This is a genomic window from Pseudomonas kairouanensis (assembly GCF_004682055.1).
Taxonomy (GTDB): Bacteria; Pseudomonadota; Gammaproteobacteria; order Pseudomonadales; family Pseudomonadaceae; genus Aquipseudomonas; species Aquipseudomonas kairouanensis.
Genome location: NZ_QUZU01000034.1, coordinates 47,092 through 70,983, shown reverse-complemented (window position 1 = coordinate 70,983; position 23,892 = coordinate 47,092). Strand labels below are relative to the sequence as shown.

General features: G+C 61.5%; 15 protein-coding genes. 6 read left to right on the top strand and 9 right to left on the bottom strand.

Annotated features, from left to right (window positions below):
• Window positions 1–133 precede the first annotated feature (133 nt).
• Both DYL59_RS22900 and purL read right to left on the bottom strand, forming a co-directional pair.
• Complete coding sequence (locus tag DYL59_RS22900; RefSeq protein ID WP_135291218.1) at window positions 134–445, bottom strand: YqfO family protein; 312 nt, start codon at window positions 443–445, stop codon at window positions 134–136.
• Between the two features lie 4 nt (window positions 446–449).
• Window positions 450–4,346 carry a phosphoribosylformylglycinamidine synthase gene (purL, locus tag DYL59_RS22895; protein ID WP_135291217.1) on the bottom strand — a complete coding sequence of 1,299 codons (3,897 nt, stop codon included), beginning with the start codon at window positions 4,344–4,346 and terminating at the stop codon, window positions 450–452.
• Window positions 4,347–4,633: 287 nt separating this feature from the next.
• Between purL and mltF the strand changes: the two genes are divergently transcribed.
• Window positions 4,634–6,094 carry a membrane-bound lytic murein transglycosylase MltF gene (gene mltF / locus DYL59_RS22890; RefSeq protein WP_135291216.1) on the top strand — a complete coding sequence of 487 codons (1,461 nt, stop codon included), beginning with the start codon at window positions 4,634–4,636 and terminating at the stop codon, window positions 6,092–6,094.
• Window positions 6,095–6,219: 125 nt separating this feature from the next.
• Here the strand turns inward: mltF and DYL59_RS22885 are convergent, their stop codons facing one another.
• The 5 genes from DYL59_RS22885 to treP all read right to left on the bottom strand — a co-directional run bounded on the left by DYL59_RS22885 (window position 6,220) and on the right by treP (window position 13,806).
• Complete coding sequence (locus DYL59_RS22885) at window positions 6,220–6,495, bottom strand: PTS sugar transporter subunit IIB (RefSeq protein WP_135291215.1); 276 nt, start codon at window positions 6,493–6,495, stop codon at window positions 6,220–6,222.
• A 2-nt stretch (window positions 6,496–6,497) separates the two neighbouring features.
• On the bottom strand, window positions 6,498–9,041 hold the full coding sequence (gene ptsP / locus DYL59_RS22880) for a phosphoenolpyruvate--protein phosphotransferase (protein ID WP_135291214.1): 2,544 nt from the start codon (window positions 9,039–9,041) through the stop codon (window positions 6,498–6,500).
• Window positions 9,042–9,225: 184 nt separating this feature from the next.
• Window positions 9,226–10,446: a maltoporin gene (locus tag DYL59_RS22875; RefSeq protein WP_135291213.1), complete on the bottom strand. Its 1,221-nt coding sequence runs from the start codon at window positions 10,444–10,446 to the stop codon at window positions 9,226–9,228.
• A 153-nt stretch (window positions 10,447–10,599) separates the two neighbouring features.
• Window positions 10,600–12,246: an alpha,alpha-phosphotrehalase gene (gene treC / locus DYL59_RS22870; protein WP_135291212.1), complete on the bottom strand. Its 1,647-nt coding sequence runs from the start codon at window positions 12,244–12,246 to the stop codon at window positions 10,600–10,602.
• 117 nt (window positions 12,247–12,363) lie between these two features.
• Window positions 12,364–13,806, bottom strand: coding sequence for a PTS system trehalose-specific EIIBC component (gene treP, locus DYL59_RS22865; protein ID WP_135291211.1), 1,443 nt, complete (start codon window positions 13,804–13,806; stop codon window positions 12,364–12,366).
• A gap of 198 nt (window positions 13,807–14,004) precedes the next feature.
• Here treP and treR point away from each other — a divergent pair, with 198 nt between their 5' ends.
• Window positions 14,005–14,709, top strand: coding sequence for a trehalose operon repressor (gene treR, locus DYL59_RS22860; RefSeq protein WP_135291210.1), 705 nt, complete (start codon window positions 14,005–14,007; stop codon window positions 14,707–14,709).
• Between the two features lie 30 nt (window positions 14,710–14,739).
• Here treR and DYL59_RS22855 read toward each other — a convergent pair whose 3' ends face one another.
• Both DYL59_RS22855 and DYL59_RS22850 read right to left on the bottom strand, forming a co-directional pair.
• A complete protein-coding gene (locus DYL59_RS22855) occupies window positions 14,740–16,140 on the bottom strand; it encodes an LLM class flavin-dependent oxidoreductase (RefSeq protein ID WP_193557578.1) in 1,401 nt (466 codons plus the stop codon).
• A 19-nt stretch (window positions 16,141–16,159) separates the two neighbouring features.
• Window positions 16,160–18,268, bottom strand: a complete 2,109-nt coding sequence (locus DYL59_RS22850) for a TonB-dependent receptor family protein (RefSeq protein ID WP_238340764.1) — start codon at window positions 18,266–18,268, stop codon at window positions 16,160–16,162.
• 421 nt (window positions 18,269–18,689) lie between these two features.
• Between DYL59_RS22850 and DYL59_RS22845 the strand changes: the two genes are divergently transcribed.
• From DYL59_RS22845 to DYL59_RS22830, 4 genes are read left to right on the top strand one after another with little or no spacing between them, the layout of a single operon-like run.
• On the top strand, window positions 18,690–20,339 hold the full coding sequence (locus DYL59_RS22845; RefSeq protein ID WP_193557577.1) for an ABC transporter substrate-binding protein: 1,650 nt from the start codon (window positions 18,690–18,692) through the stop codon (window positions 20,337–20,339).
• Window positions 20,336–21,325, top strand: a complete 990-nt coding sequence (locus tag DYL59_RS22840; protein WP_135291207.1) for an ABC transporter permease — start codon at window positions 20,336–20,338, stop codon at window positions 21,323–21,325. The genes DYL59_RS22845 and DYL59_RS22840 overlap by 4 nt, the downstream gene beginning before the upstream one ends.
• Complete coding sequence (locus DYL59_RS22835) at window positions 21,322–22,185, top strand: ABC transporter permease (RefSeq protein ID WP_135291206.1); 864 nt, start codon at window positions 21,322–21,324, stop codon at window positions 22,183–22,185. Before DYL59_RS22840 ends, DYL59_RS22835 begins: the two co-directional genes overlap by 4 nt.
• Window positions 22,182–23,885 carry a dipeptide ABC transporter ATP-binding protein gene (locus tag DYL59_RS22830; RefSeq protein WP_135291205.1) on the top strand — a complete coding sequence of 568 codons (1,704 nt, stop codon included), beginning with the start codon at window positions 22,182–22,184 and terminating at the stop codon, window positions 23,883–23,885. Before DYL59_RS22835 ends, DYL59_RS22830 begins: the two co-directional genes overlap by 4 nt.
• Window positions 23,886–23,892 lie beyond the last annotated feature (7 nt).

Below are 23,892 nucleotides of genomic sequence, written 5' to 3'. Positions count from 1 at the left end.
TTCGATTGCATTCCTCCAGGAAAAACTCGACCGAATGTGGGAGCGGGCTTGCTCGCGAATAGGCCTTCACAGACAACAAAAAACCCGCTGACCAAACTGGCCCAGCGGGTTTCTTGTTTTTGCAGCCTACGAATCAATAATCCGCCAACTGCCACACTTCATAAGCCGGTGTCTCATACGGGTGGCTCAGTTTGAGCGCGGCCACGACAGCCACGATCAATTCATCGGCCACTACCAGCTCAACCTTCCACTCCTCAACCACTTCAACCTGGCCCACTTGCCCGATAAACGGCTGGCTGCCGTCCAACGCGCGGAATTGGCCCTGGCCCAGCACTTGCCAGGCGCAGTTGTCGTAGCTGCCGATGCGCCCGCCGCCGGCTGCGAAGACGGCGGTTTTCACCGTCTCCACATGGCTATCGGGCACAAAGAAGGCGAGCTTGTACACCGTCTTAGTTCACCCACACACGAGCGTTGCGGAACATGCGCATCCACGCGCCGTCTTCGTTCCACTCTTCCGGGCGCCACGAGTTCTGCACGGCGCGGAATACACGCTCCGGGTGCGGCATCATGATGGTGACGCGACCGTCGCGGCTGGTAAGGCCGGTGATCCCGCGCGGCGAGCCGTTCGGGTTGGCCGGGTAGGTCTCGGTGACCTTGCCGTGGTTGTCGACGAAACGCAGGGCCACGGTGCCGGACAGGTCGGCCTCAAGCAATGCTTCTTCGCTGGCGAACTCGGCGTGGCCTTCACCGTGGGCGATGGCGATTGGCATGCGCGAACCGGCCATGCCCTGCAGGAAGATCGAGTTGGACTCTTGCACCTGCACCATGGCGACACGGGCTTCGAACTGCTCGGAACGGTTGCGCACAAAGTGCGGCCAGAACTCGCTGCCAGGAATCAGTTCGCTGAGGTTGGACATCATCTGGCAACCGTTGCACACACCCAGGGTGAAGCTGTCGTTGCGTTCGAAGAAGCCTTGGAACGCATCGCGGGCGCGGCTGTTGAACAGGGCCGACTTGGCCCAGCCTTCACCGGCACCCAGCACGTCGCCGTAGGAGAAACCGCCACAGGCCACCAGGCCTTTGAATTCGTTGAGGTCAACGCGACCGGCGAGGATGTCGCTCATGTGCACGTCGATCGCATTGAAGCCGGCGCGGTCGAACGCTGCCGCCATTTCTACCTGGCCGTTGACGCCCTGCTCACGCAGCACGGCAACTTGCGGGCGAATGCCTTTTTTGATGTAAGGCGCGGCGATGTCCTGGTTGACGTCGAAGCTGAGCTTGGTGCTCAGCCCCGGATTGTCTTCTTCCAGAATCACGTCGAATTCCTGCTCGGCGCAATCGGCGTTGTCGCGCAGGCGCTGGATCTGGTAGCTGGTCTCGGCCCACTGGCGTTGCAGCAGACGACGCTGGCCTTCGAACACGGTGTCGCCGTTGAAGACGATATCGATCTGGCCGTTGTTGATCGGCTGGCCGATCACCGCCACGCAGTCGCCCAGGCCAGCCGCGCTGAATTGTGCGAGCACGTCCGGGGTAGCGTCCTGGCGAACCTGGATCACCGCGCCCAACTCTTCGTTGAACAGGATGCCGTTGATCTCGGATGCATCCTCGGCAACGCTGTCGAGCACGATGTTCAGGCCGCAGTGACCGGCAAAAGCCATCTCGACAACGCTGGTGAGCAAACCACCGTCGGAACGGTCGTGGTAAGCCAGCAGGTGACCGTCGGCGTTGAGGCCCTGGATCACGGCGAAGAAGGCCTTGAGGTCTTCTGCGTCATCGACGTCCGGTGCCTGGCTGCCGAGCTTGCCATGGGTTTGCGCGAGGATCGACGCGCCCATGCGGTTCTGGCCACGGCCCAGGTCGATCAGGATCAGATCGGTGGTGCCCTTGTCCATGCGCAGTTGCGGGGTCAGGGTCTGGCGTACGTCGGTCACCGGTGCAAAACCGGTGACGATTAGCGACAGCGGCGAGGTAACGCTCTTGTCGGTGCCTTCATCGTTCCAACGGGTGGCCATGGACATGGAGTCCTTGCCCACCGGAATGGTGATACCCAGCTCAGGGCACAGTTCCATACCCACTGCTTTGACAGTGTCGTACAGGCGCGCATCTTCACCTGGGTGACCGGCGGCGGACATCCAGTTGGCCGACAACTTGATGTCGGACAGCTTGCCAATGCGCGACGCAGCAATGTTGGTGATGGTTTCACCAATGGCCATGCGGCCCGACGCCGGGGCGTCCAGCAGGGCCAGCGGCGTACGCTCGCCCATGGCCATGGCTTCACCGGTGTACACGTCGAAGCTGGTGGCGGTAACGGCAACGTCAGCCACCGGCACCTGCCATGGGCCGACCATTTGGTCACGGGCAACCAGGCCGGTGATGGTGCGGTCACCGATGGTGATCAGGAAGCTCTTGCTCGCCACAGCCGGGTGGTGCAGCACGCGTTCGATGCTGTCAGCCAGTTCCAGCTTGCTTGGGTCGAAATCATCGCCCAGTTCGGCTTCACGCACAGCCGAACGGTGCATGCGCGGGGCTTTGCCCAGCAGCACTTCCAGGGGCATGTCTACCGGGCTGTTGCCGAAGTGGCTGTCGGTCACCGTCAGCTGTGGCTCGGCAGTAGCTTCGCCGACCACGGCAAACGGGCAACGCTCGCGCTCGCAGATGGCCTGGAAGCGTGCGAAGTCTTCAGCGCCCACCGCCAGTACGTAGCGTTCCTGGGATTCGTTACTCCAGATTTCGTGCGGGGCCATGCCCGGCTCGTCGTTTGGAATGTTGCGCAGTTCGAAACGGCCGCCACGGTCGCCATCGTTGACCAGTTCCGGGAAGGCGTTGGACAAACCACCCGCACCGACGTCGTGGATAAAGCTGATCGGGTTTTTGTCACCCAACTGCCAGCAACGGTCGATGACTTCCTGGCAGCGACGTTCCATCTCTGGGTTTTCGCGCTGTACGGAAGCGAAGTCCAGGTCCGCCGAGCTGGTGCCGGTGGCCATGGAAGAGGCAGCGCCGCCGCCCAGACCGATCAACATCGCCGGGCCGCCGAGCACGATCAGCTTGGAGCCGACCAGAATTTCGCCTTTCTTGACATGTTCTTCACGGATGTTGCCCATGCCGCCGGCCAACATGATCGGCTTGTGGTAGCCGCGCACTTCATCGCCACGGGGGGTGGTGATGGACTGTTCGAAGGTACGGAAGTAGCCAGTCAGGGCCGGACGACCGAATTCGTTGTTGAACGCGGCGCCGCCCAGCGGGCCTTCGATCATGATGTCCAGCGCAGTGACGATGCGCTCAGGCTTGCCGTACGGCACTTCCCACGGTTGTTCGAAGCCAGGGATCTGCAGGTTGGATACGGTGAAACCGGTGAGGCCCGCCTTTGGCTTGGCGCCACGGCCGGTTGCGCCTTCGTCGCGGATCTCGCCACCCGAACCGGTGGCTGCGCCCGGGAACGGGGCAATCGCGGTCGGGTGGTTGTGGGTCTCAACCTTCATCAGGATGTGCACCGGCTCCTGCACCGCGCCGTACTGGCGGGTTTCAGGGTCCGGGAAGAAACGGCCGGCGACGGAGCCGACGATCACCGAGGCGTTGTCTTTATAAGCCGACAGAACGCCCTCGCTGTGCATCACGTAGGTGTTCTTGATCATGCCGAACAGGCTTTTTTCCTGGCTTTCGCCGTCGATGTCCCAACTGGCGTTGAAGATCTTGTGACGGCAATGCTCGGAGTTGGCCTGGGCAAACATCATCAGTTCGATGTCGTGCGGGTTGCGCTTCAAGCCGTTGAAGGCGTTGACCAGGTAGTCGATCTCGTCTTCGGCCAGGGCCAGGCCCAGCTCGGTGTTGGCCTTCTCGAGGGCGGCACGGCCACCGCCGAGCACGTCGATTGCGGTGAGCGGCTTGGGTTCGGCGTGGCTGAACAGGCCGGCAGCCTGTTCCAGCTGGCTGACGATGATCTGGGTCATGCGGTCGTGCAGGCTGCTGGCGATCAGCTCGGCTTCGGCGTCGCTGAACTGGCCAGCCACGTAGAAGGCAATGCCGCGTTCCAGACGCTGGATGCTCGACAGGCCGCAGTTGCGGGCGATATCGCTGGCCTTGCTCGACCAGGGCGAAATGGTGCCGAACCGTGGCAGAACCAGGAACAAGCGGCCGGTCGGCTCTTGAACGGGAACGCTTGGGCCGTACTTCAGAAGGCGTGCCAGCACTTGCTGTTCGTCGGCGGTCAATACGCCGGTAACGTCGGCGAAGTGAGCAAATTCAGCATACAGGCCTGTAACCGCTGGAACCTTCTGGCTCAGTTGTTCAAGGAGTTTGCTGTGGCGAAAGGCAGAAAGGGCAGGAGCGCCGCGCAGGATCAACATCTTCGGGACAGCCTCGGGAAGGGGGTGTGCTTTGAGGCCGTGCATTCTAGCGTAAACCGCCGCCAACGGCACCCGAAACGGTGCGGCTGGCTGCTGCCGAACGTCAGTTGGCCGGATTCCACCCCTTTGTGGGGGCGCATCCGGGTATTCGGCGCAGTTATTTTAACCGTCACAATCGGCCGCCAAGCCCCGTTTCTGCGGGCTGCAGCACAGTTTTAGCGGCGCTAGCAGACAAGTGCGCCGCTGTCGAGATATGGCGCCGTGGGCCGTTTGCGTATACTGCGCAGATGTTCTCCCCTACTGCTTTGCGCCCGCGATATGCCAAATGGCTGATCGCAACCGGACTCTTCCTGATGCTCAGCGCCTGTGTTGATAAACCCAGCACGCTTGAGCGAATCAAGGAGGATGGCGTATTGCGGGTGATTACCCGGAACAGCCCGGCCACTTATTTCCAGGACCGCAACGGTGAAACCGGTTTCGAATACGAACTGGTCAAGCGCTTTGCCGACGACCTGGGGGTAAAGCTTGAGATCGAGACCGCCGACAACCTCGACGACCTGTTCGGCCAGTTGGGCAAACCCAACGGCCCGGTCCTTGCCGCCGCCGGCCTGGTCAGCAGCGAGCAGCGCCTCAAAGAGGTGCGCTTCTCCCACCCTTACCTGGAAGTGACCCCGCAGATCATCTACCGCAACGGCCAGTCCCGGCCGACCAACGCGGCTGACCTGGCGGGCAAGAAGATCATGGTGCTCAAGGGCAGCACCCACGCCGAACAACTGGCGGCGCTTAAACAGCAGAACCCTGCGATTGAATACGAAGAATCCGATGCCGTTGAGGTGGTGGACCTGCTGCGCATGGTGGACGAGGGGCAAATCGACCTGACCCTGGTGGACTCCAACGAAGTGGCGATGAACCAGGTGTACTTCCCCAACGTGCGCGTGGCCTTCGACCTGGGCAATGCCAGCAACCAGAGCTGGGCCGTGGCGCCGGGTGAAGACAACAGCCTGCTCAACGAGATCAACAGTTACCTGGACAAGGTCGAGAAGAACGGCACCCTGCAGCGCCTCAAAGACCGCTATTACGGGCATGTGGATGTTCTCGGCTATGTCGGCGCCTACACCTTCGCCCAGCACTTGCAGCAGCGCCTGCCCAAGTACGAGAAGCACTTCAAGACCTACGCCAAGGAAGAAAAGGTCGACTGGCGCCTGCTGGCCGCCATCGGCTATCAGGAATCGCTGTGGCAACCGGCGGTCACTTCCAAGACCGGCGTGCGCGGCCTGATGATGCTGACCCAGAACACCGCCCAGGCCATGGGCGTGTCCAACCGCCTGGACGCCAAGCAGAGCATCATGGGGGGCGCCAAGTACCTGGTCAAGATCAAGGAGGAACTGGACGACAGCATCGTCGAGCCGGACCGCACCTGGTTCGCCCTCGCCGCCTACAACGTGGGCAGCGGCCACCTGGACGATGCGCGCACCCTGGCCAAGCGCGAGGGCCTTAACCCGAACAAATGGCTGGACGTGAAGAAAATGCTGCCGCGCCTGTCGCAGAAGCAGTGGTACAGCAAGACGCGCTATGGCTATGCCCGTGGCGGCGAGCCGGTGCACTTTGTGGCGAACATCCGGCGCTACTACGACATTCTGACCTGGGTGACCCAGCCGCAGCTGGAGGGCAACCAGGTGGTTGAAGGCAACCTGCATGTGCCGGGTGTGGATAAGACCAAGCCGCCCGAAGACAACCCCAAATTGTAAAAACACCACGATACTAATGTGGGAGCGGGCTTGCTCGCGAAAGCGGTGTGTCAGTCACTGCAAATAGTGGCTGAGCTACCGCTTTCGCGAGCAAGCCCGCTCCCACATTTTGATCTCCATCTGGCTTATAAGCCGGTGAGCAGATGCACTACCCCGCCAGCCAATACCATCGTCGCCGGCACACCGGCCGCCTTTAACGCTTCGGCATCCACCTTTGTCCCATCCTGCAACTGCACCCTCACCCGCGTCAGCGCCACCCGCTGCTGTGACTTGAGGTTATCCGCCCCACCCAACGCACTCAGCACATCCGCCGACAACAAGCCCGGCGGCGCCACGACCTCTTCCTTGATCAAATCCGGCGTCAACGCCTTCCAGAACGCCCGCTGCAATTTCTCCAACATGCTCATAACTCCACAACAGGTGAGGTTTCAACGGTCGCCGCGTGATACAGGCGCACAGCCTCACGCACTTGAGCGGCTTCTTCCAGGCCCAGCACCTGGCGGGCGATGATCTGGCAGTCGGCCAGGTCCAGCTCACGCACGGTGGCTTTGATGGTGGGGATCAACGGCACGCTGACCGACAGCTCGTCCACGCCAAGTCCAAGCAATACCGGCACCGCCAGCGCTTCAGAAGCCAGCGCACCGCATACGCCCACCCATTTGCCGTGGGCATGGGCGGCCTTGACCGTGGTCGCGATCAAACGCAGTACTGCCGGGTGAAAACTGTCGGCCTGGCTGGCCAACCGCGGGTGATCGCGGTCCATGGCCAGGGTGTATTGGGTCAGGTCGTTGGTGCCGATGGAGAAAAAATCCACATGGGGTGCGAACACATCTGCCATCAATGCAGCGGATGGAACCTCGATCATGATCCCCAGTTTCGGCAGCTCGGCGAGTCCGAGGGCCTGGGCTTCTTGCTCAAGAATCTTGCGTGCCAGGTGCAGCTCGCTGAGCAAGCTGACCATCGGCAACATGATGTGCAGCCGCGCAAAACCCGCGCTGGCCAGGATGGCGCGCAATTGCTCGCGCAGCAGTTCAGGGCGCTCCAGGCACAGGCGAATGCCGCGCAGGCCAAGGAAGGGGTTGGTTTCGGCGTCCATCGGCACGTAGGCCAAAGGCTTGTCGCCGCCGACGTCCAGGGTACGCACCACCAGGTTGCGCTCGGTACCCAGGGCACGGGCGATGGCGGTGTAGGTAGCGGCCTGTTCCTGCGGGCTGGGGGCGCGGTTGCGGTCCAGGTAGAGGAACTCCGAACGCAGCAGGCCGACGCCCTCGCCACCCAAGGTCAGGGATTGTTCCACTTCCTGAAGTGAGGCGACGTTGGCGGTGATTTCGACATGATGACCATCACGCGTGGTCGCCGGTAACGAAGCCTGAGTCACTTCGCGCTGGCGCCGCAGCACTTGCTGTTTGCGTGCCGCTTCTAGCTGCTCGATCTCGGCCAGGTTCGGCGCCAAGTGCAGCTCGCCCTTGTCGGCGTCGAGCAGCACCTGCTTGCCGTTGGCAAGGGCCAGCACTTGCGCCGGCACCCCACACATCGCCGGCAGCCCGAGCGCACGGGCAAGGATGGCGACGTGGCTGGTGGCGCCGCCACCCACGGTGACAAACCCCAGCACCTTGCGGGTATCCAGGCTGGCAGTTTGCGAGGGGGTCAGTTGCTCGGCGATCAGGATCGCGCGCTCGGGCAGGTCCCAGGTACTTTCTTGCAGACCGAGGATCAACTTCAAGACACGCTGGCCGACATCCGCCAAGTCCGCCGCTCGCTCGGCGATCATTGCGTTGCCCAGGCCCTGGAACACCTTGACGGTCGCGACCGTGGCGCTGTTCCAGGCAAAAGCCGCGCTCTTGCCCTGGGCCAGCAGGCCATGGGCGTGTTCCAGCAAGGTCGGGTCTTGGAGCAGTTCTTGATGGGCACGAAAAATCTCTGCCTGGGCGCTGCCGACCGCCTTGTCCTGCAAGGCTTGCAGGGCTCGGGTTGCGGCCTCCAAGCCGCGCTCCAGGGCAGCGCGTTCGAGCGCTTCACCTGTGCCCTGCTCGCTGATATCCAATGGGGGCTCGCTTACTTGAACCACCTGGCCAAACGCCGAACCCGGCGAAGCGCAAACGCCCCGCAGCACGGTTGCCGACACCACCGGCTCGACCGCCACCGCCACCGCCACCACCACCGGTGCCGGTGCCGGTGCCGCAACCGCCTCGCCACAGCCTTGTGCCAACAACGCCACCAGCGCCGTAATCGCGGCCTCGGCGTCGTCCCCCGCCGCACTCACTTGCAAGGTATCGCCCTGCACGGTTTGCAGCGCCATGATTGCCACCAGCGACTTGGCATTGGCACTCTGGGTTTGCTTGTGCAGGCAAATGCTTGCGTTGAAACCTTTTGCCGCCTGGGCGAACACCGCAGCAGGCCGCGCGTGCAAGCCGTTGGCATTGGGCAAGGTCAACGGTTTGGAGAACAAGGCATCGCCCTCCTCCTCATCCAGCGCTTCAACCGTCGCGCTTGTGGATAACTGCAACAACGGTTGCCCCGTCTCGACCCAGCCATCCGCCAGAACGGTAAACGGCTCACCGCTGACCACCACCATCAAGGTCAACAAGCTGCGGGCGTTGAGTGCCACGTAGTCGGCATCGAACTCAATCAGTGCTTGCCCGGCCTCCACTCGCTGGCCGTCCTCGACCAATCGCGTAAAGCCCTTGCCGGCCAGGTTCACAGTGTCCAGGCCGATATGCATCAGCACCTGGACGCCCTGGTCGTCGGTGATGCTGACGGCATGCCCACTGTCCTGGATGTTGCTGATCACCCCGGCCAACGGTGCACAGAGCGTCTGCGACGTGAGGTCGATGCACAGGCCGTCGCCGATCAGGCGGCTGGAGAATACCGGGTCGGGCACCTTGTCCAGCGCCAGCAGCACGCCGGATAGCGGCGCCAGCAGTTCCAGGGGTTGGGTTGTGGTCATGACTTCACCTGTTGTTGTGTTCTGTAAAAATCATTGGGCTGATGCAATTCCAAGATGACAACGATCCAATGTGGGAGCGGGCTTGCTCGCGAATGCGGTGTGTCAGTTGATGCAAATGTGACTGATACGCCGCCTTCGCGAGCAAGCCCGCTCCCACATTATTGGTCCGCGTACACCCCTATGTTTATTTCCACCAATACTCAACCTGCACACCAAAGTTCGACCCATGGCGCGCCGTGCCGTACGAGCCGGTATCGGACAACGCCGAGCCCGCCGCCAGTTCATTGGCCGCCCGCTTGGCCGCTTCGTTCCAGCTCGCATAGGTGTAGTACAAACGCACTTCCGGCCGTGCCCAGAAGTCCGGGCCTTTGGGCGACCAGGTGGGGGCAAAGGTAAATTTGCTCAGCTTACGGGTGCCGCCCGTGGCATCGACTTGATCGTGGCCAAGCTCGGTCACCAGTTTGAATTGCTCGCTGATGGCATACGCCGGGCGCACGCCGACAGACATCCAGGTCTGGTCCTGGCTGCCGGGGCGAATGTCCTTCTGGTACACCGCTTCGATCTGTCCGCCGAAACGCGGGGTCACTTGCCAGTCGAAGAACTCCACGGCGCGATAACTTTTGCTGCTCCGGTCCAGGAAGGTATTGCCGGTATACCCCAGGCCCGTGCCGGGGCCTTCGCCGTACTGCAAGGCGAACTTGTTCTTGCCGCCCAGGAAGGGCTTTTGCACATGCTGCGCGGTGAGTGCCCAACCGCTGTTGGTGTCGCGCCCGCCGGCCTTTTCGATGTAGCTCAAGCCCAGTTCCAGCTCCCCGCCGGGGTTGGTCTTGAAGCCCGCCACGTTGAAGTCATGACGGGTGGCGTACTCTTTCTGGTACAGGTTGTCCTTGCGGGAAATCGCGTAGCTGTACTTCAGATCGCCGATCAGCACGTCCTCGATACCCCCGCCCGTGGCGCTCTGGTTCCAGTAGTAGAAGTCGGAGATATGGATGTCGTTACGCTTGTAGTAACGGCGGCCGGCCCAAATGGAGCCGCCATTGAGGCTGGGCAGGTTGGACCACTGCGCATACATCTGTGGCATGCGCGCCGAGCCGTTGTTCTCGCCCTGGAATTTCAGTTCGCGGTCGTACTTGTTGTACAGCGACGCCATGGCATCGACGCTGAGCACCGAGCCATCGTCGAGGGTGAGCAGGTCCTGGCGCAGTTCCAGTTCGGCGTACTGCTCGCATTCGTTGCCCAAGCGGTATTTGGATTGCGCCCCCGGCAGTTGAAAGCATGGCTGCGGGCCGCTGCCCGTCGAGGTGCCGGCACCGCTGCGCAGGTAACCGGCGAATTCCAAGGCCTGAGCGGCAAAAGGAACGGTGAGACACGACGCAACGAGGCCCAGCTTTATTGTTGTTTTCATGAAGCACTCCTTTATTTTTATTTTGGTGTTACGTGACGCGATTACCTGTAGGAGCGAGCTTGCTCGCGAAAATCGTTAAGGATTTCGCAGGCAATCTGGACGCACGCGGCGCTCTCGGGTTTTTCGCGAGCAAGCTCGCACCTACAGGGTGTTTCAGTTGGTCAGGTGCAGCACGAACGACTCATAAGGGCGCAGCACTACGGTGCCCGTGCGCAGCGGGCAGTCGGGGTAGTTGCTGATCAGCAGGCGCTGCTCGGTCGACGGGTTGATCACGCTGTCGGGCAGTTGGATTTCGCAGGGTTTGCCGTAGAAGTTGTTCAAAACCAACAGGCGCTCGCCATGGCCTTCACGCAGGTAGGCCCAGACCTGCATGTGGTCTTGCAGCAGTTGGCGATAAACGCCTTCCTGAATCAGCGGCTCGTGACGGCGCAAGGCAATCAGCGCCCGGTAGTGATGCAGCACGGAATCGGGGTCATTGCGTTGGCTTTCGACGTTGATGTACTGCGCGTTCGCCGGGATGCCGATCCACGGCTCGCCATTGCTGAAACCGGCGTTGGGCTGTGTGTTCCACTGCATGGGCGTGCGCCCGTTGTCCCGCGATTTCTGCATGATCGCCGCCATGCTCGACGCCTGGGATTCACCGGCATCGCGCTTGAGGCGAAAGATGTTCAGCGTCTCCACATCGCGGTACTGCTCGATCTTGTCGAAACCCGGATTGGTCATGCCCAGTTCTTCGCCCTGATACACATAGGGCGTGCCCTGCAAAAAGTGCAGCGCAGTGGCGAGCATCTTGGCCGAGACCACACGGTGTTCACCGTCATCGCCAAAGCGCGAAACCACTCGCGGCTGGTCGTGGTTACACCAGAACAGCGCGTTCCAGCCGCCACCGGCCTGCATGCCCAGTTGCCAGTCGGAGAAGATCTTTTTGAGTTGCAGGAAGTCGAAGTCGGCCTTTACCCACTTTTGCAGGTTCGGGTAATCGACCTTCAGGTGATGAAAGTTGAAGGTCATCGACAGTTCTTTCGACTCTGGCCGTGAGTAGCGAATGCAATGCTCCAGGCTGGTGGAGGACATCTCGCCGACGTTGATCAGGTCGTGGCCTTCGAAGACTTCGCGGTGCATTTCCTGCAGGTACTCGTGCACGTTGGGGCCGTCGGTGTAGAAGCGGCGGCCGTCGGTGTTGTCCTCGGGGAAATCGGCGGGCTTGGAGATCAGGTTGATCACGTCCAGGCGGAAACCGCCCACGCCCTTGTCGCGCCAGAAGCGCATCAGCTTGAACACCTCGGCGCGCACCTTGGGGTTGTCCCAATTGAGGTCGGCCTGGGTGTGGTCGAACAGGTGCAAAAAGTACTGGCCGGTTTGCGCTTCGTATTCCCAGGCCGAGCCGCCGAACTTGGACTCCCAGTTGTTGGGCTGGTCGCGCCAGATGTAGAAGTCGCGGTAGGGGTTGTCGAGGCTGCTGCGCGCCTGCTGGAACCATTCGTGTTCGATGGAGGTGTGATTGACCACGATGTCGAGCATCAGCTTGATGCCGCGCCTGGCCGCTTCGCTGATCAGCAGGTCGCAGTCGGACATGGTGCCGTAACTGGGGTCGATGGCGTAGTAGTCGCTGATGTCGTAGCCGTTGTCGCGCTGCGGCGAGCGCAGGAACGGGGTGATCCACAGGCAGTCGACGCCCAGCCATTGCAGGTAGTCGAGTTTGTCGACGATGCCCAGCAGGTCACCGGTGGCGTTACCCGCGTGGCTGTGGAAGCTTTTTGGGTAGATCTGGTAGATCACCGAGTGTTGCCAGGTTTGCATGGAGGTTCCTTCAGTAGAATTTTGTGTTGGCTTTGAGGGCCTCTTCGCGAGCAAGCCCGCTCTCACATTTGAAATGCATTCCCATGTGGGAGCGGGCTTGCTCGCGAAAGCGGTCGATCAGGCGACCCGATAACCAGGCCGAACAATCTTCATGCTCAGCGCACAGGTCAAAACGAACGGCACCACGATCGCAATCACCATCCCGATCACAAAACTTGGGATGTACTGCGGAATGATCGAGATAAACCCAGGCAACCCACCCACACCGATGGCCGATGCCTGCACTTTGTTCAACGACAGGAAAATACTGCCCAGCGCCGAGCCCAGCAGCGCGGCATAGAACGGAAACTTGAAGCGCAAATTCACCCCAAACATCGCCGGCTCAGTGATGCCGAAATAAGCAGAAATCGCCGAGGTGGAGGCCATGCTTTTATCCCGCGCATTGCGGCTCATGTAGAACACCGCCAGCGCCGCGCTGCCCTGGGCTAGGTTGGACATGACGATCATCGGCCAGATAAAGGTGCCGCCTTGGGTAGAGATAAGTTGCAGGTCCACGGCGAGGAACATGTGGTGCATGCCGGTAATCACCAGCGGCGCATACAGCAGGCCGAAGATCGCCCCGCCCACCATCGGAGCCAGGTCAAACAGGGTGACCACGCTTTCGGTGATCAGGATGCCCAGGTGACGGGTTACCGGGCCGATGATCGCCAGGGCCAGCACGCCGGTGACCACGATCGTGGTGATGGGTACCACCAGCAGTTGAATCGCGTTGGGCACCCGCGCCCGCAGGAATTTTTCGATCACGCTCATGACGTAGGCGGCCATCAGGATCGGCAGGATCTGCCCCTGGTAGCCGACCTTTTCGATCTTGAACCAGCCAAAAATATCGAAGTACGGCAGGCTCTGACCGTCCAGCCCTGCCACGGCCTTGCCGTAGTTCCAGGCATTGAGCAGGTCCGGGTGTACCAGCATCAGGCCGAGCACGATGCCGAGGATTTCACTGCCGCCAAAGCGCTTGGCTGCCGACCAGCCCACCAGCGCTGGCAAGAACACAAACGAAGTGTTGGCCATCAGGTTGATCAGGCTCCACAGGCCATCCAGGTTCGGGTAGGCCTCCAGCAGCGTCTTGCCCTCGATGAACATGCCCTTGGCGCCCATCAGGTTGTTCACGCCCATCAACAGGCCGGCGATGATCAGCGCGGGCAGGATCGGCATGAACACATCGGAGAACACCCGCACCAGACGCTGCATGGCGTTGGTCTTGTCGGCGCCCTTCTTCTTCACATCAGCAATGGTGGCAGCGGCCAGGCCTGTCTGTTCGCGCAGGGCGGCGTAGACCTTTTCCACTTCGCCGGGGCCGATCACCACCTGGAACAGGCCACCGGTAAAGAATGAGCCCTTGACCAGATCGACCTGGCTCAGCGCACTGCTGTTGACCAGGCTCGGGTCCTTGAGCGCCAGGCGCAGGCGGGTCACGCAGTGGGCCGCTTGCTCAAGGTTGTCGCTGCCCCCGAGATTGTCGAGGATCTCGCGGGCGATATTGGAATAGTCGTGGCTCATGCTGGGTTTCCACTTTGGTTTTTTTATTGAGGGAACGCAGGCAAAAGTACTCGTACAGACGAGTTAAAGCAACAACTCGTCTGTACGAGTTACAAAAAGTTTATTTTCTGTAGGACGCGTGGGTTGCCCGTCGAATGGACAAACCCCACCCATGCCACTAAGGTTCCTGCCTGAACGCCAAGGCACAGAGCCATCCCCATGAGCAAATACAACCAGATCTACACGGATCTGCTTGCCAGCATCACCACCGAACGCCTGCAACGCGGCACGCGCCTTCCCTCCGAAACCGAACTGATGGACAGCTACCAGGCCAGCCGAGGCACCGTACGTCGGGCCATCGAGCAGTTGCAGGAGCGCGGGTTCGCGCAAAAGATCCACGGCAAGGGCACCTTCGTACTGTCCCCCAACCCGATTGAGTTCCAACTGGGCGGCATCGTGAGCTTTTACGAAACCCACGCCGACCTGGGCGATGACGTACGCACTGAAGTAGTCGAATTCACCCAGTTCCCACTGGAAGGCTCATTGCTGCAACACATCGAAGCCGAACCCGGCACCCTGATCACCCGCATCAAACGGGTGCGGCGCATCGGCGGCAAACGGGTGATCCTCGATATCAACCACTTCGTCGCCGAGGTGATTCCGGGGCTGGACCAGGCCATTGCCGAGCAGTCGATCTACGCGTTTATCGAACAGACGTTGCAACTGCAAATCGCCTACGCCCAACGCACCATCGAAGCCCTGCCCCGCAGCAAGGACGACCAGGCACACCTCGACCTCGATGGCCAAAGCCATGTGATCGTGGTGAGCAACCAGACGTTTTTGCAGGATGGGCGGCAGTTCGAGTACACCGAGTCGCGGCATACGTTGGATAAATTTTACTTTTCGGATATTGCGCGGCGCTAAGGCACCGGACGGTGCCTTGGACACGCCTGCTTATTTGAACCGCAACGGCACCGCCGGCCGCTTCAACGCCTCAGCATCGCGGTAGCGGCTGGCGAAATGCTCATCCGGCAAACGCGCATCGCCGCTGCCAAACAACCGTTCCCGCAAGGTTTCGCCCGGATCATACGCCTGGCGGAACCGCCCGCGTCGACGCAGTTCCGGGATCACCAGGTCGATGAAGTCACGCGCGGTTTCAAACGACAGGAACTGGCGCAGGTTGATGCCGTCGATACCGTCTTCGTCCAGCCATTTTTCGATTTCGTCGCACACCACGGCAGGCGTGCCGGCGACGAAAAAGAAGTCCTGGTCGAGGCTGCCGATGCGATCCAGCGCCTGGCCCACGGTTTCGCCCGGCGGGAAGTAGTCGCGGGACAAGGACGGCAACTGTTCACGCTGGAACACCTGCTCGATCAGTTCGTCACGCGGGTACGCCAGCAGGTCGATGGGCAGCTGGAAGTGTGTCATAGAGCCTTCGACGCTGAGCAGTTCGCGATAACTTTCGACTTTGCGCGCCACCTCCTCCTCCGTTTCGGCGACGATCACCGAGGCCATCACCAAAAACTTGATGCTGTTGGCTGCGCGCCCGTGTTCCAAGGCCTTGGCGCGCATGGTCGCGATATTGCGACGCACGGTGTCGTGGGTGCGCCCGCCGGTGAACACCACTTCGGCATGGCGCCCGGCGAATTCGATGCCCGCCGGCGACCCCGTGGCCTGGAACAGCACCGGGGTGCGCTGGCGTGACGGTTGGCACAGGTGCGGGCCGGCGACCTTGAAGTGCTCACCTTCGTGATTGATGTAGCGCACCTTACTCGGGTCGGTATACACCCGTTGCTCGCGGTCCTGGATCACTGCGTCGTCGTCCCACGAGCCTTCCCAGAGTTTGTACAGCACGTCCAGGTACTCGTCGGCGATCTCGTAGCGCCGGTCGTGGACCACTTCGCCGTCGTGGCCGAAATTGCGCGCGGCGTTGGGCAGGTACGAGGTGACGATGTTCCAACCCATGCGGCCCTTGGTCAGGTGATCGAGGGTGCTCATACGCCGTGCGAAGGCGAACGGTGGCTCGTAGGTGGTGGAAAACGTCACGCCAAACCCCAGGTTGCGAGTGACCGCCGCCATCGCCGAGACCACCATCAACGGGTCGTTACTGGGGATTTGCATACCTTCGCGCAACGCGGTTTCGGGGCCACTGCGAAAGGCATCGTAGGTGCCGATCACGTCGGCCAGGAACACCGCATCGAAGCCGCCGCGTTCGAGCAATTGCGCCAGTTCGATCCAGTAATCCAGGTCGTTAAACCGGTGCCGATTGTTATCCGGGTGGGTCCACAGCCCATGGGTGATGTGGCTCACGCAATTCATTTCGAAGAGGTTGACGTGTAGAGGTTTCAAGCTCATTGGCTTATCCATGCTCCGCTTAGAAGTTGTATTGCACGCCGGTGGTAAAGCCCAGACCGTCGCCTACGTAGAAGTTGTCCGAGTCCTGGCCCTTGAGGTCATAGGAGGTTTTGGACGCAGTGACGTAGTGCTTGTTGGTGAGGTTTTTCGCGTCGAGGAACACGTTCCAGCGCTTGCTCGGGGTCTCGTAGCCGATCTTCGCGCCGAAGATGGTGTATTGCGGCGCCTTGAGGGTGTTGGCGAAGTCCACGTAGTAGCTGGAGGCGTGGTTGAGGTTGACGTCGGCGTAGAAACCGTTGGGGTTCTGGTACAGCAACGCGGCCTGGTAGACCTGGCCGGGCAGGCCTGGCAGGTCGTTGCCGCCGAAGGTCTGGTCGTTACGGAAGTAGAAGTCGTTGAGGGTGTAGGCCTGGCGCCACTTGATGGTGCTGCCATCGGTGCCTTCCCACAGTTTGGTGCTCAGGCCGAATTCGATGCCTTGGTGAATGGTGGGCGAGGCGTTGGTGTTGGATACAATTTCGTTGGAGGTAGCTGTGGCGTTGGCGATCACTGCCGATAGCAACTCGCCCTGAATCCACGAGCGATAGGCCGTGAGGCTGCCCTCGAAAATGCCCTGGCTGCCCCGAATACCGACTTCCACGGTGTTAGCTTTTTGCGCGTGCAGGTCTTGCACGTAGGGGTTGCTCACCGGGCCCGATGAGTAATACCAGGTTACCGGCGGGTCGATGGAGCGGCTGACGTTACCGAAGATCTGAATGCTCGGCGTCAGCGCATAACGCAGGCCGATGCGCGGCGCCAGGTTCCAATCGTCGTAATGCACGGCGCTGGGGAATTCGCTGGTGTTGGGCGCGGTGGCGTAGGTGACGCGCACGTTGCGCACCGAGTTGGCCGCCGACAGGCCGGTGGACAACCAGGTGCGGTCGGTCAGTTGCAGCTCGTTGCCGAGGGCGAACACGGTGTCGCGAGAGCCGCTGAACTTGACCCGCTGCACTTGCTGCCAAGTTTGCGGGTCGCGGATTTTCACGTCGCCGGGCATCAGCACGGTGTTGCTGAAGCTTAGGGTGGTGTCGCTGGGCAGGCCGAAGAATGAGTCGCCCTTGCGCAGGTAGCGCAGGGAAGTGGACAAGTCGGTGGAATCCCACACGCCAGGGTTGGCGTAATAGTGCAGCCCATCGGTCAACTTGTAGTGGTGATAGCCCAGGCCCAATTCAAGTTTGGAACTGTCGTCGAATGTATAAGTGGTGGTACTGCCCAGCAAGGTCGTGCCCGGTTTTTTACGCACCCAGCGGTAGTTATTGGCTTTGGGGTCGTGTTTGATCTGATACTTGGTGAGGGTACTGGCGTTAGTATTATCTTCATCGCGATGACGAAAAGTAAAACGGGTTTCCCACTTATCGTTGAATATATGCCCGAAGTTACCCACCACATCGCTGCCGTGGTTAGCAGAGTCATCCTGATAACCCTTGCGTTCGTTATGCAGCACGGAAAGATAGTAATCGGTATCGCCCACGACACCGCCGGTGCTGATCTGTTCTTTCTTATAACCGAAACTACCAGCCTCTAGACGAATACGATTGCCGGGCGCGGTATAACCACTGTTGGTCACCATATTAATGGCGCCACCCAATGTGAGTGCGCTGTATTCAAACGCATTGGCGCCGGAGAGGACTTCGGTGTGATCCACTGCCGCCATGTTGAGCAAATCTTCCTGGGTACCACCGGGGCCGCTCACGGGGATGCCGTCGTACAGGTATTTGATGCCCAGAGCGTAACCGCCGTAAAAACTGTTGATGCCCGAGCCGCGAATCGAGATCTTCGCTGCGCTCTGTCCGCTGGTAGCTTGGGCGTAGACGCCTGGCTGATACGCCAGCACATCTTCGGCGGTGGCCGCGCGGCCCTTGTTGACTTCCTTGTTGTCGACCACGGCGGTGGCGCCGGCAACCTTGCTCAGGCGTTTTTTGTCGTACTGGGCATCGGTTTCCGCCTTGCCGTTGACCACGACGGTTTGCAGGCTGGTGTCGGCTGCATACAACACACCGTGGGCCAATAACGTGGCCAGGCCGAAAGAAACAGCCACCGGCAGGGAGCGCGAACGTAAGGCCGGTTTTAAGGTAGAACGCAAGGTCATGGATAACTCCAGAGTGTCCAATGAATAGAAGTTAAAACCATCTATTGGAATAGTCTGGTGCACACTCCCTATAGCAGTAAGCGTGCCATCAATGTGCCAAGTGTTATTTCCGCTGCTGTAGCAGATACAACACATCAATTGAGTGCTGAAATGTCGATTAACTGCACATGCACTGTTGCTCGCTGAACACCTGGCATTTAAATACGTAATTAACGACACATAACCACAGGCAAACTAAGGATTTAATCAATCACACCCTAAAACGCTTATTTCACGCCAACTGTTGCCAGGGCAACATCGACGGGGCAGTTTGCATTGTTATCAGCGCTGCTTATTCAACGACTTCCAGGTTTTAGCGGGTTATATCCTTGGCATAACTCATGCAATGGAACTTACCCCGGACTTGAGGTCGCCTGCCCCCATGCAACTATTACGTACTTCCAGGCTTTATCGCGCCATCGGTGCCGCCAGTTGCAGCCTGTTACTGGCCGCCTGCGATCACAGCGCCCCAACGGCGCAACGCAGCGCGCAGCCCGTGAGTGGCGGCACCTTGATTTACGCCACCGACCGCCAACCCACCTGCCTTGACCCCCATGTGGCCGGTGACATGCCGCAAGTGTTTGTCGGCCAACAGTACCTGGACTCTCTGGTGTCGATGGACGCCCAGGGGCAGATCGGCCCGTGGCTGGCGACCCGTTGGGAAATCTCGCCGGATGGGCTGACCTACACTTTCCACCTGCGCAACGACGTGCGCTTCACCGACGGCACACCGTTCAACGCGCAGGCGGTGAAGGCCAACCTCGACCACGTGACCAACCCGAAAACCCAGTCGAGCACTGCCGGCGGTTACCTGCGCCAATACGTGCGCACCGATACGCCTGACGACTACACCGCCGTGGTCCACCTGGCCACGCCCTACGCCGCGTTCCTTGAAGTGCTGGCCCAGGCGTTCCTGGGTATCGAGTCGCCCACCGCCCTCGCCCGCCCACGGGACGTGAATTGCGAAAGCCCGGTGGGCACCGGCCCGTTCAAGGTGGTGCGCTGGGACCGGCAGAACCAGGTTGAACTGGTGCGCAACCCCGACTACAACTCCGCGCCGCCCACAGCCAAACATCAGGGCCCCGCGTACCTGGAGCGGATTATCTGGAAGTTCATCCAGGAGCCCTCGGTGCGATTCGCTTCGCTGCAAGCCGGTGAAGTCGACGTGATCGAAGCCCTGCCACCTGAATCCCACGAGGCTGCACGGCGCAACCCGGACCTGTCGCTGATCATCGCCCAGCGCCCCGGCAACCCTACGAACGGCACGCTGAACACCCGCCGTGCGCCATTCGACGACCTCAAGGTGCGCGAAGCCTTTGTGCGCAGCGCCGACGTCGAAGGCGCCCTCAAAAGCGTGTACTTCGGCGAATTCCCTCGCGCCGGCGCGCCCCTGAGCAGCGCCACGCCGTTCTACAGCCCAGACTTCGAACACGCCCAAGACTACGACCCCGCCCGCGCCAATCGCCTGCTTGATGAAGCCGGCTGGACCGGCCGCGACGCCGACGGCTACCGCACCAAAAACGGTAAGCGCCTGCAAGTGGTGGTGACGCTCGGCAACCGCGCGCCGCCCTCGGAATTGACCCTGTGGGAACAGGTGCAAGCCACCACCCGCGAGACTGGCTTCGAACTGGTGATGGACCAGATGAGCGACGTGCAAGCCACCAAGCGCCAGGCCGATTGGGACTACGACGTAAACCTTGGCTACTGGAACACTAATTCGGCGGATGTGCTGCGGATCATCTTCAGCAGCGCGTTTATCCAACCCGCTGGCGTGGGTGGCTACCACCAGAACTCGGCGGGTTTCAGCAACAAGGCGTTCGACGATGTGCTGCAACAAGCCCTGGCCACCCAAGACCCGCAACAACGCAAAGCCCTGTACCGACAGGCACAAGCCACCGCGTCGGCGAACTACCTGCAACTGACTACTTACCCGCAAAGCACACGCCTGGGCATCTACAAAACCACCCAGGGCGTGCGCCTGGAAAGCTCGCTGGCGGTGACCTACTTGTACGACGCATGGGTGAATAAATGAGCACGATCCCGTTGAGCAACCCGGCGCCCCATCCGCGCCGCGAACGTTTTACCCGCCTGGGCCGCCGTGCCGTGCTGCGCCTGGGCGGCGGCCTGCTGGTGCTGTGGGCGGTGGCCACCCTGACCTTCTTTGCCCTGCGCCTGATGCCCGGCGACCCGGTGTTGGCCATCCTCGGTGGCGCCAGCGGCAACCCCACCCCGGAAACCATCGCCGAAGCCACCCGCGAATACGGCCTGGATAAACCCATCGGCGTGCAATACCTGGTGTACCTCGGCCACTTGGTGCAGGGCGACCTCGGGGTGTCCTACTCCCAGCATCAACCCGTGACCCAGGTGCTCGCCGAGCAATCCGGGCCGACCCTGCAACTGACCCTCGCATCCCTGGCCCTGGCGTGGCTGCTGGTGCTGGCCCTTACCGTGCTCACCGCCGGGCGCCAGCAATGGCTGGGGCGCCTGGCCTCGCTGGCCGAAACCCTCGCTGCCGCCTTGCCGAATTTCTGGTTGGGCATCCTGTTGCTGGCGGTGTTCGCGTTCGGCCTGCGCCTGTTCCCTCCTGCCGGCAGTGACGGCTGGCGCACGCTGATATTGCCGTCCCTGGCCCTGGCGATTCCGCTGGCGGGGTTTATCGGCCAGGTGACCCGCGAATCCTTGGAACTGACCCTCGACCAACCCTTCATCCTCACCGCCCGTACCCGCGGTTTGAGCGATGTGGCGGTGCGTTTCAAACATGCGTTGCGCCACGCGGTGTTGCCGGGTTTGTCGCTGTCGGGCTGGGCCATCGGCGCGTTGATCAGCGGCGCGGTGGTGATCGAAGTGATCTTCTCGCGCAAGGGCCTGGGCCGCCAGCTCTACCAGGCCGTACAGGCACAGGACTTGCCGTTGACCATCGGCATCAGCCTGGTGGTCGCCGCCGGTTACGTGGTGGCCAACCTGTTGGTAGACCTGTTGTACCACTGGATCGACCCTCGCCTGGAGCCTGCCGCATGACTGATTTGACGCTGGAAGCGCCGGCCCTGGCGCTGCGTGTGCAACGCCAACCGCGACGTTGGCGGGTGGGCACCTGGGTGGCCTTGGGCTTCCTGATTTTCGTGGTATTGGCGGCACTGTTCCCGCAATGGTTCGCCCACAGCGACCCCTTGCGTATCGTGCCCCGCGAAGCCTTCCACGCGCCAAGTTGGGCGTACTGGTTTGGCACCGATCAGTCGGGCCGGGATATTTTCTCGCGGGTGATTTATGGCAGTCGCCAGTCGCTGTTTATCGGCGTGGCCGCGACCTTTATCGCCATGAGCATCGCGATTGTGCTCGGCTTGCTCGGCGGCCTGGGTGGCCCGCGCACCGACCGTGCAGTGGGCTGGTTCTTGGAGATTTTGTTCGCGTTTCCCAGTCTGGTGCTGGCGCTGTTGTTCGTGGCGATTTTCGGCAGCGGCATCGGCCCGTTGATCGTGGCCACCGGCATCGGCGCCGCGCCCGGTTATGCACGCATGGTACGCGGGCAGGTACTGGCGGTACGTAACGCAGGCTATATCGAGGCCGCCCGCGCCCTCGGTCACCCACCGCTGCGCATTATCCGCCGACAGTTGCTACCCAATGCCATGCGCCCGCTGATCGTCACGCTGACCATGGGCGTCGGCCAGGCCATTGTGTGGGCCTCGGCCTTGAGTTTTCTCGGCCTGGGCGCCAAACCGCCTGCGCCGGAGTGGGGAACCATGTTGTCGATGGGCCGCGATTTTGTCGCCAATGCCTGGTGGCTGACGTTTTTCCCAGGGCTGTTCATTGTGCTGACCACGCTCTCGACCACGGTAGCTGGCCGCTACCTGCAACAACGCCTGGAGGGTCGCCTGACATGAGCGATAAACGTCTGATCGTCGATGGACTGAACATCGATTTTGCCGGCAAGCGCGTGGTGCATAACCTGTCGTTCACGCTAGAACCGGGGCAAACCCTGGCGCTGGTGGGCGAGTCCGGCTCGGGCAAGAGCGTCACCGCCCGTAGCCTGATCGGCCTTACCGCCGCCAACGCGCAAGTGAGCGCACGCACCCTGAACTACGGCGGGCAGGACTTGCTAAGCCTGTCGCAACGCCAGTGGCGCGACGTGCGCGGCCGTCAGGTCGGGTTTGTATTGCAGGACGCCCTGGTGTCCCTCGACCCATTGCGCCCGGTGGGTAAGGAAATCCTCGAAGTGCTCAAGACCCATCGCTGGGGCGACCGCCGCAGCCGTCGCGAGCGCGTGCTGGAGTTACTGCAATTGGTCGGGGTTCCCGAGCCCGAGCTGCGTGCCTTGCAGCGCCCGGACCAACTCTCCGGCGGCCTGCGCCAACGGGCGTTGATCGCCAGCGCCTTGGCCCTTGACCCAGGCTTGGTGATCGCCGACGAACCCACCACTGCGCTGGATGCCACAGTACAGGCGCAGATCCTCGGCGTGCTGCAAGACATCAAGGCCCGCGGCAATTCGCTGCTGATCATCAGCCATGACCTTGCAGTGGTTGCCCAACTGGCGGACCAGGTCTTGGTGCTGCGCCATGGCGAAGTGGTGGAGCAAGGCCCCATGGAACAGGTGCTGCGCAATCCCCGTCATCCCTATACCCGTTCGTTGCTGGACGCGGTGCCGGCGGAACATCCACGGGGTGCACGGCTAACGCCTGGGCGCCAAGCCGTGGCGTCTCGCCCGGCAACCGGCGAGTTGCTGTTGCAGGCGCGAGACCTGGGCAAACGTTACATCGGCCCCGACCGCCAGTTGCGGCAAGTGGTGGACGGCGTGAGTTTTGACCTGTACGCCGGGCGCACGCTGGGGATTGTCGGTGAGTCGGGCTCGGGCAAATCCACCGTGGCGCGTATCGCCTTGGGCTTGTTAGAGCCGGATGCGGGCAGCGTACGGTTCCTCGACCAGCCGTGGGCCGGTACCGCAAACGAAGCGCCGCTGGAGAAAGATCGCCGCGCCCGGCGCAGTGAGATCAGCGTGATCTACCAAGACCCGCTGAGCTCTTTCGACCCGCGCTGGAGCGTCGGTCAGATCCTCGCTGACGCCCTCGATATAGCCGGTGTCGCGCCCACCGAACAGCCCGAGCGGGTAGCACAACTGTTGAGCCAGGTGCGCCTGCCCGGCGACCTCGCCAACCGTCGCCCCTTGCAACTGTCCGGCGGTCAGCGCCAGCGCGTGGCGATTGCCCGTGCCATCGCCAGCAATCCCAAGGTGATCGTGTGCGATGAGCCGGTGTCGGCCCTCGACGTGTCGGTGCAGGCCCAGGTGCTGGACCTGCTCGCCGACCTGCAAGCCGAGTTGGGCCTGGCCTACCTGTTTATCTCCCACGACCTCGGCGTGATCCGCCATGTCAGCGACGAAGTGCTGGTAATGCGCCAGGGCCAAGTGGTGGAAAGCGCCGCCGTCGAAGACCTGTTTAACCACCCCCAACACGACTACACCCGCCGATTGCTCGGTGCTGTTCCACGCTTGCCGGGGGCCGGCGTGACGCTGGTGGTGCCGGAGCTTGAGCCGGAAAGCGCCGTACTGCTGTTCGACGAATCACGCCTGTGGAAAATCGCGATTTAAGCCACGC

Bases quoted from the DNA above. Each gene is read 5' to 3' on its own strand.
- purL (WP_135291217.1), bottom strand. From the start codon at position 4,346: ATGTTGATCCTGCGCGGCGCTCCTGCCCTTTCTGCCTTTCGCCACAGC.
- mltF (WP_135291216.1), top strand. From the start codon at position 4,634: ATGTTCTCCCCTACTGCTTTGCGCCCGCGATATGCCAAATGGCTGATC.
- DYL59_RS22885 (WP_135291215.1), bottom strand. From the start codon at position 6,495: ATGTTGGAGAAATTGCAGCGGGCGTTCTGGAAGGCGTTGACGCCGGAT.
- ptsP (WP_135291214.1), bottom strand. From the start codon at position 9,041: ATGACCACAACCCAACCCCTGGAACTGCTGGCGCCGCTATCCGGCGTG.
- DYL59_RS22875 (WP_135291213.1), bottom strand. From the start codon at position 10,446: ATGAAAACAACAATAAAGCTGGGCCTCGTTGCGTCGTGTCTCACCGTT.
- treC (WP_135291212.1), bottom strand. From the start codon at position 12,246: ATGCAAACCTGGCAACACTCGGTGATCTACCAGATCTACCCAAAAAGC.
- treP (WP_135291211.1), bottom strand. From the start codon at position 13,806: ATGAGCCACGACTATTCCAATATCGCCCGCGAGATCCTCGACAATCTC.
- treR (WP_135291210.1), top strand. From the start codon at position 14,005: ATGAGCAAATACAACCAGATCTACACGGATCTGCTTGCCAGCATCACC.
- DYL59_RS22855 (WP_193557578.1), bottom strand. From the start codon at position 16,140: ATGAGCTTGAAACCTCTACACGTCAACCTCTTCGAAATGAATTGCGTG.
- DYL59_RS22850 (WP_238340764.1), bottom strand. From the start codon at position 18,268: ATGACCTTGCGTTCTACCTTAAAACCGGCCTTACGTTCGCGCTCCCTG.
- DYL59_RS22845 (WP_193557577.1), top strand. From the start codon at position 18,690: ATGCAACTATTACGTACTTCCAGGCTTTATCGCGCCATCGGTGCCGCC.
- DYL59_RS22840 (WP_135291207.1), top strand. From the start codon at position 20,336: ATGAGCACGATCCCGTTGAGCAACCCGGCGCCCCATCCGCGCCGCGAA.
- DYL59_RS22835 (WP_135291206.1), top strand. From the start codon at position 21,322: ATGACTGATTTGACGCTGGAAGCGCCGGCCCTGGCGCTGCGTGTGCAA.
- DYL59_RS22830 (WP_135291205.1), top strand. From the start codon at position 22,182: ATGAGCGATAAACGTCTGATCGTCGATGGACTGAACATCGATTTTGCC.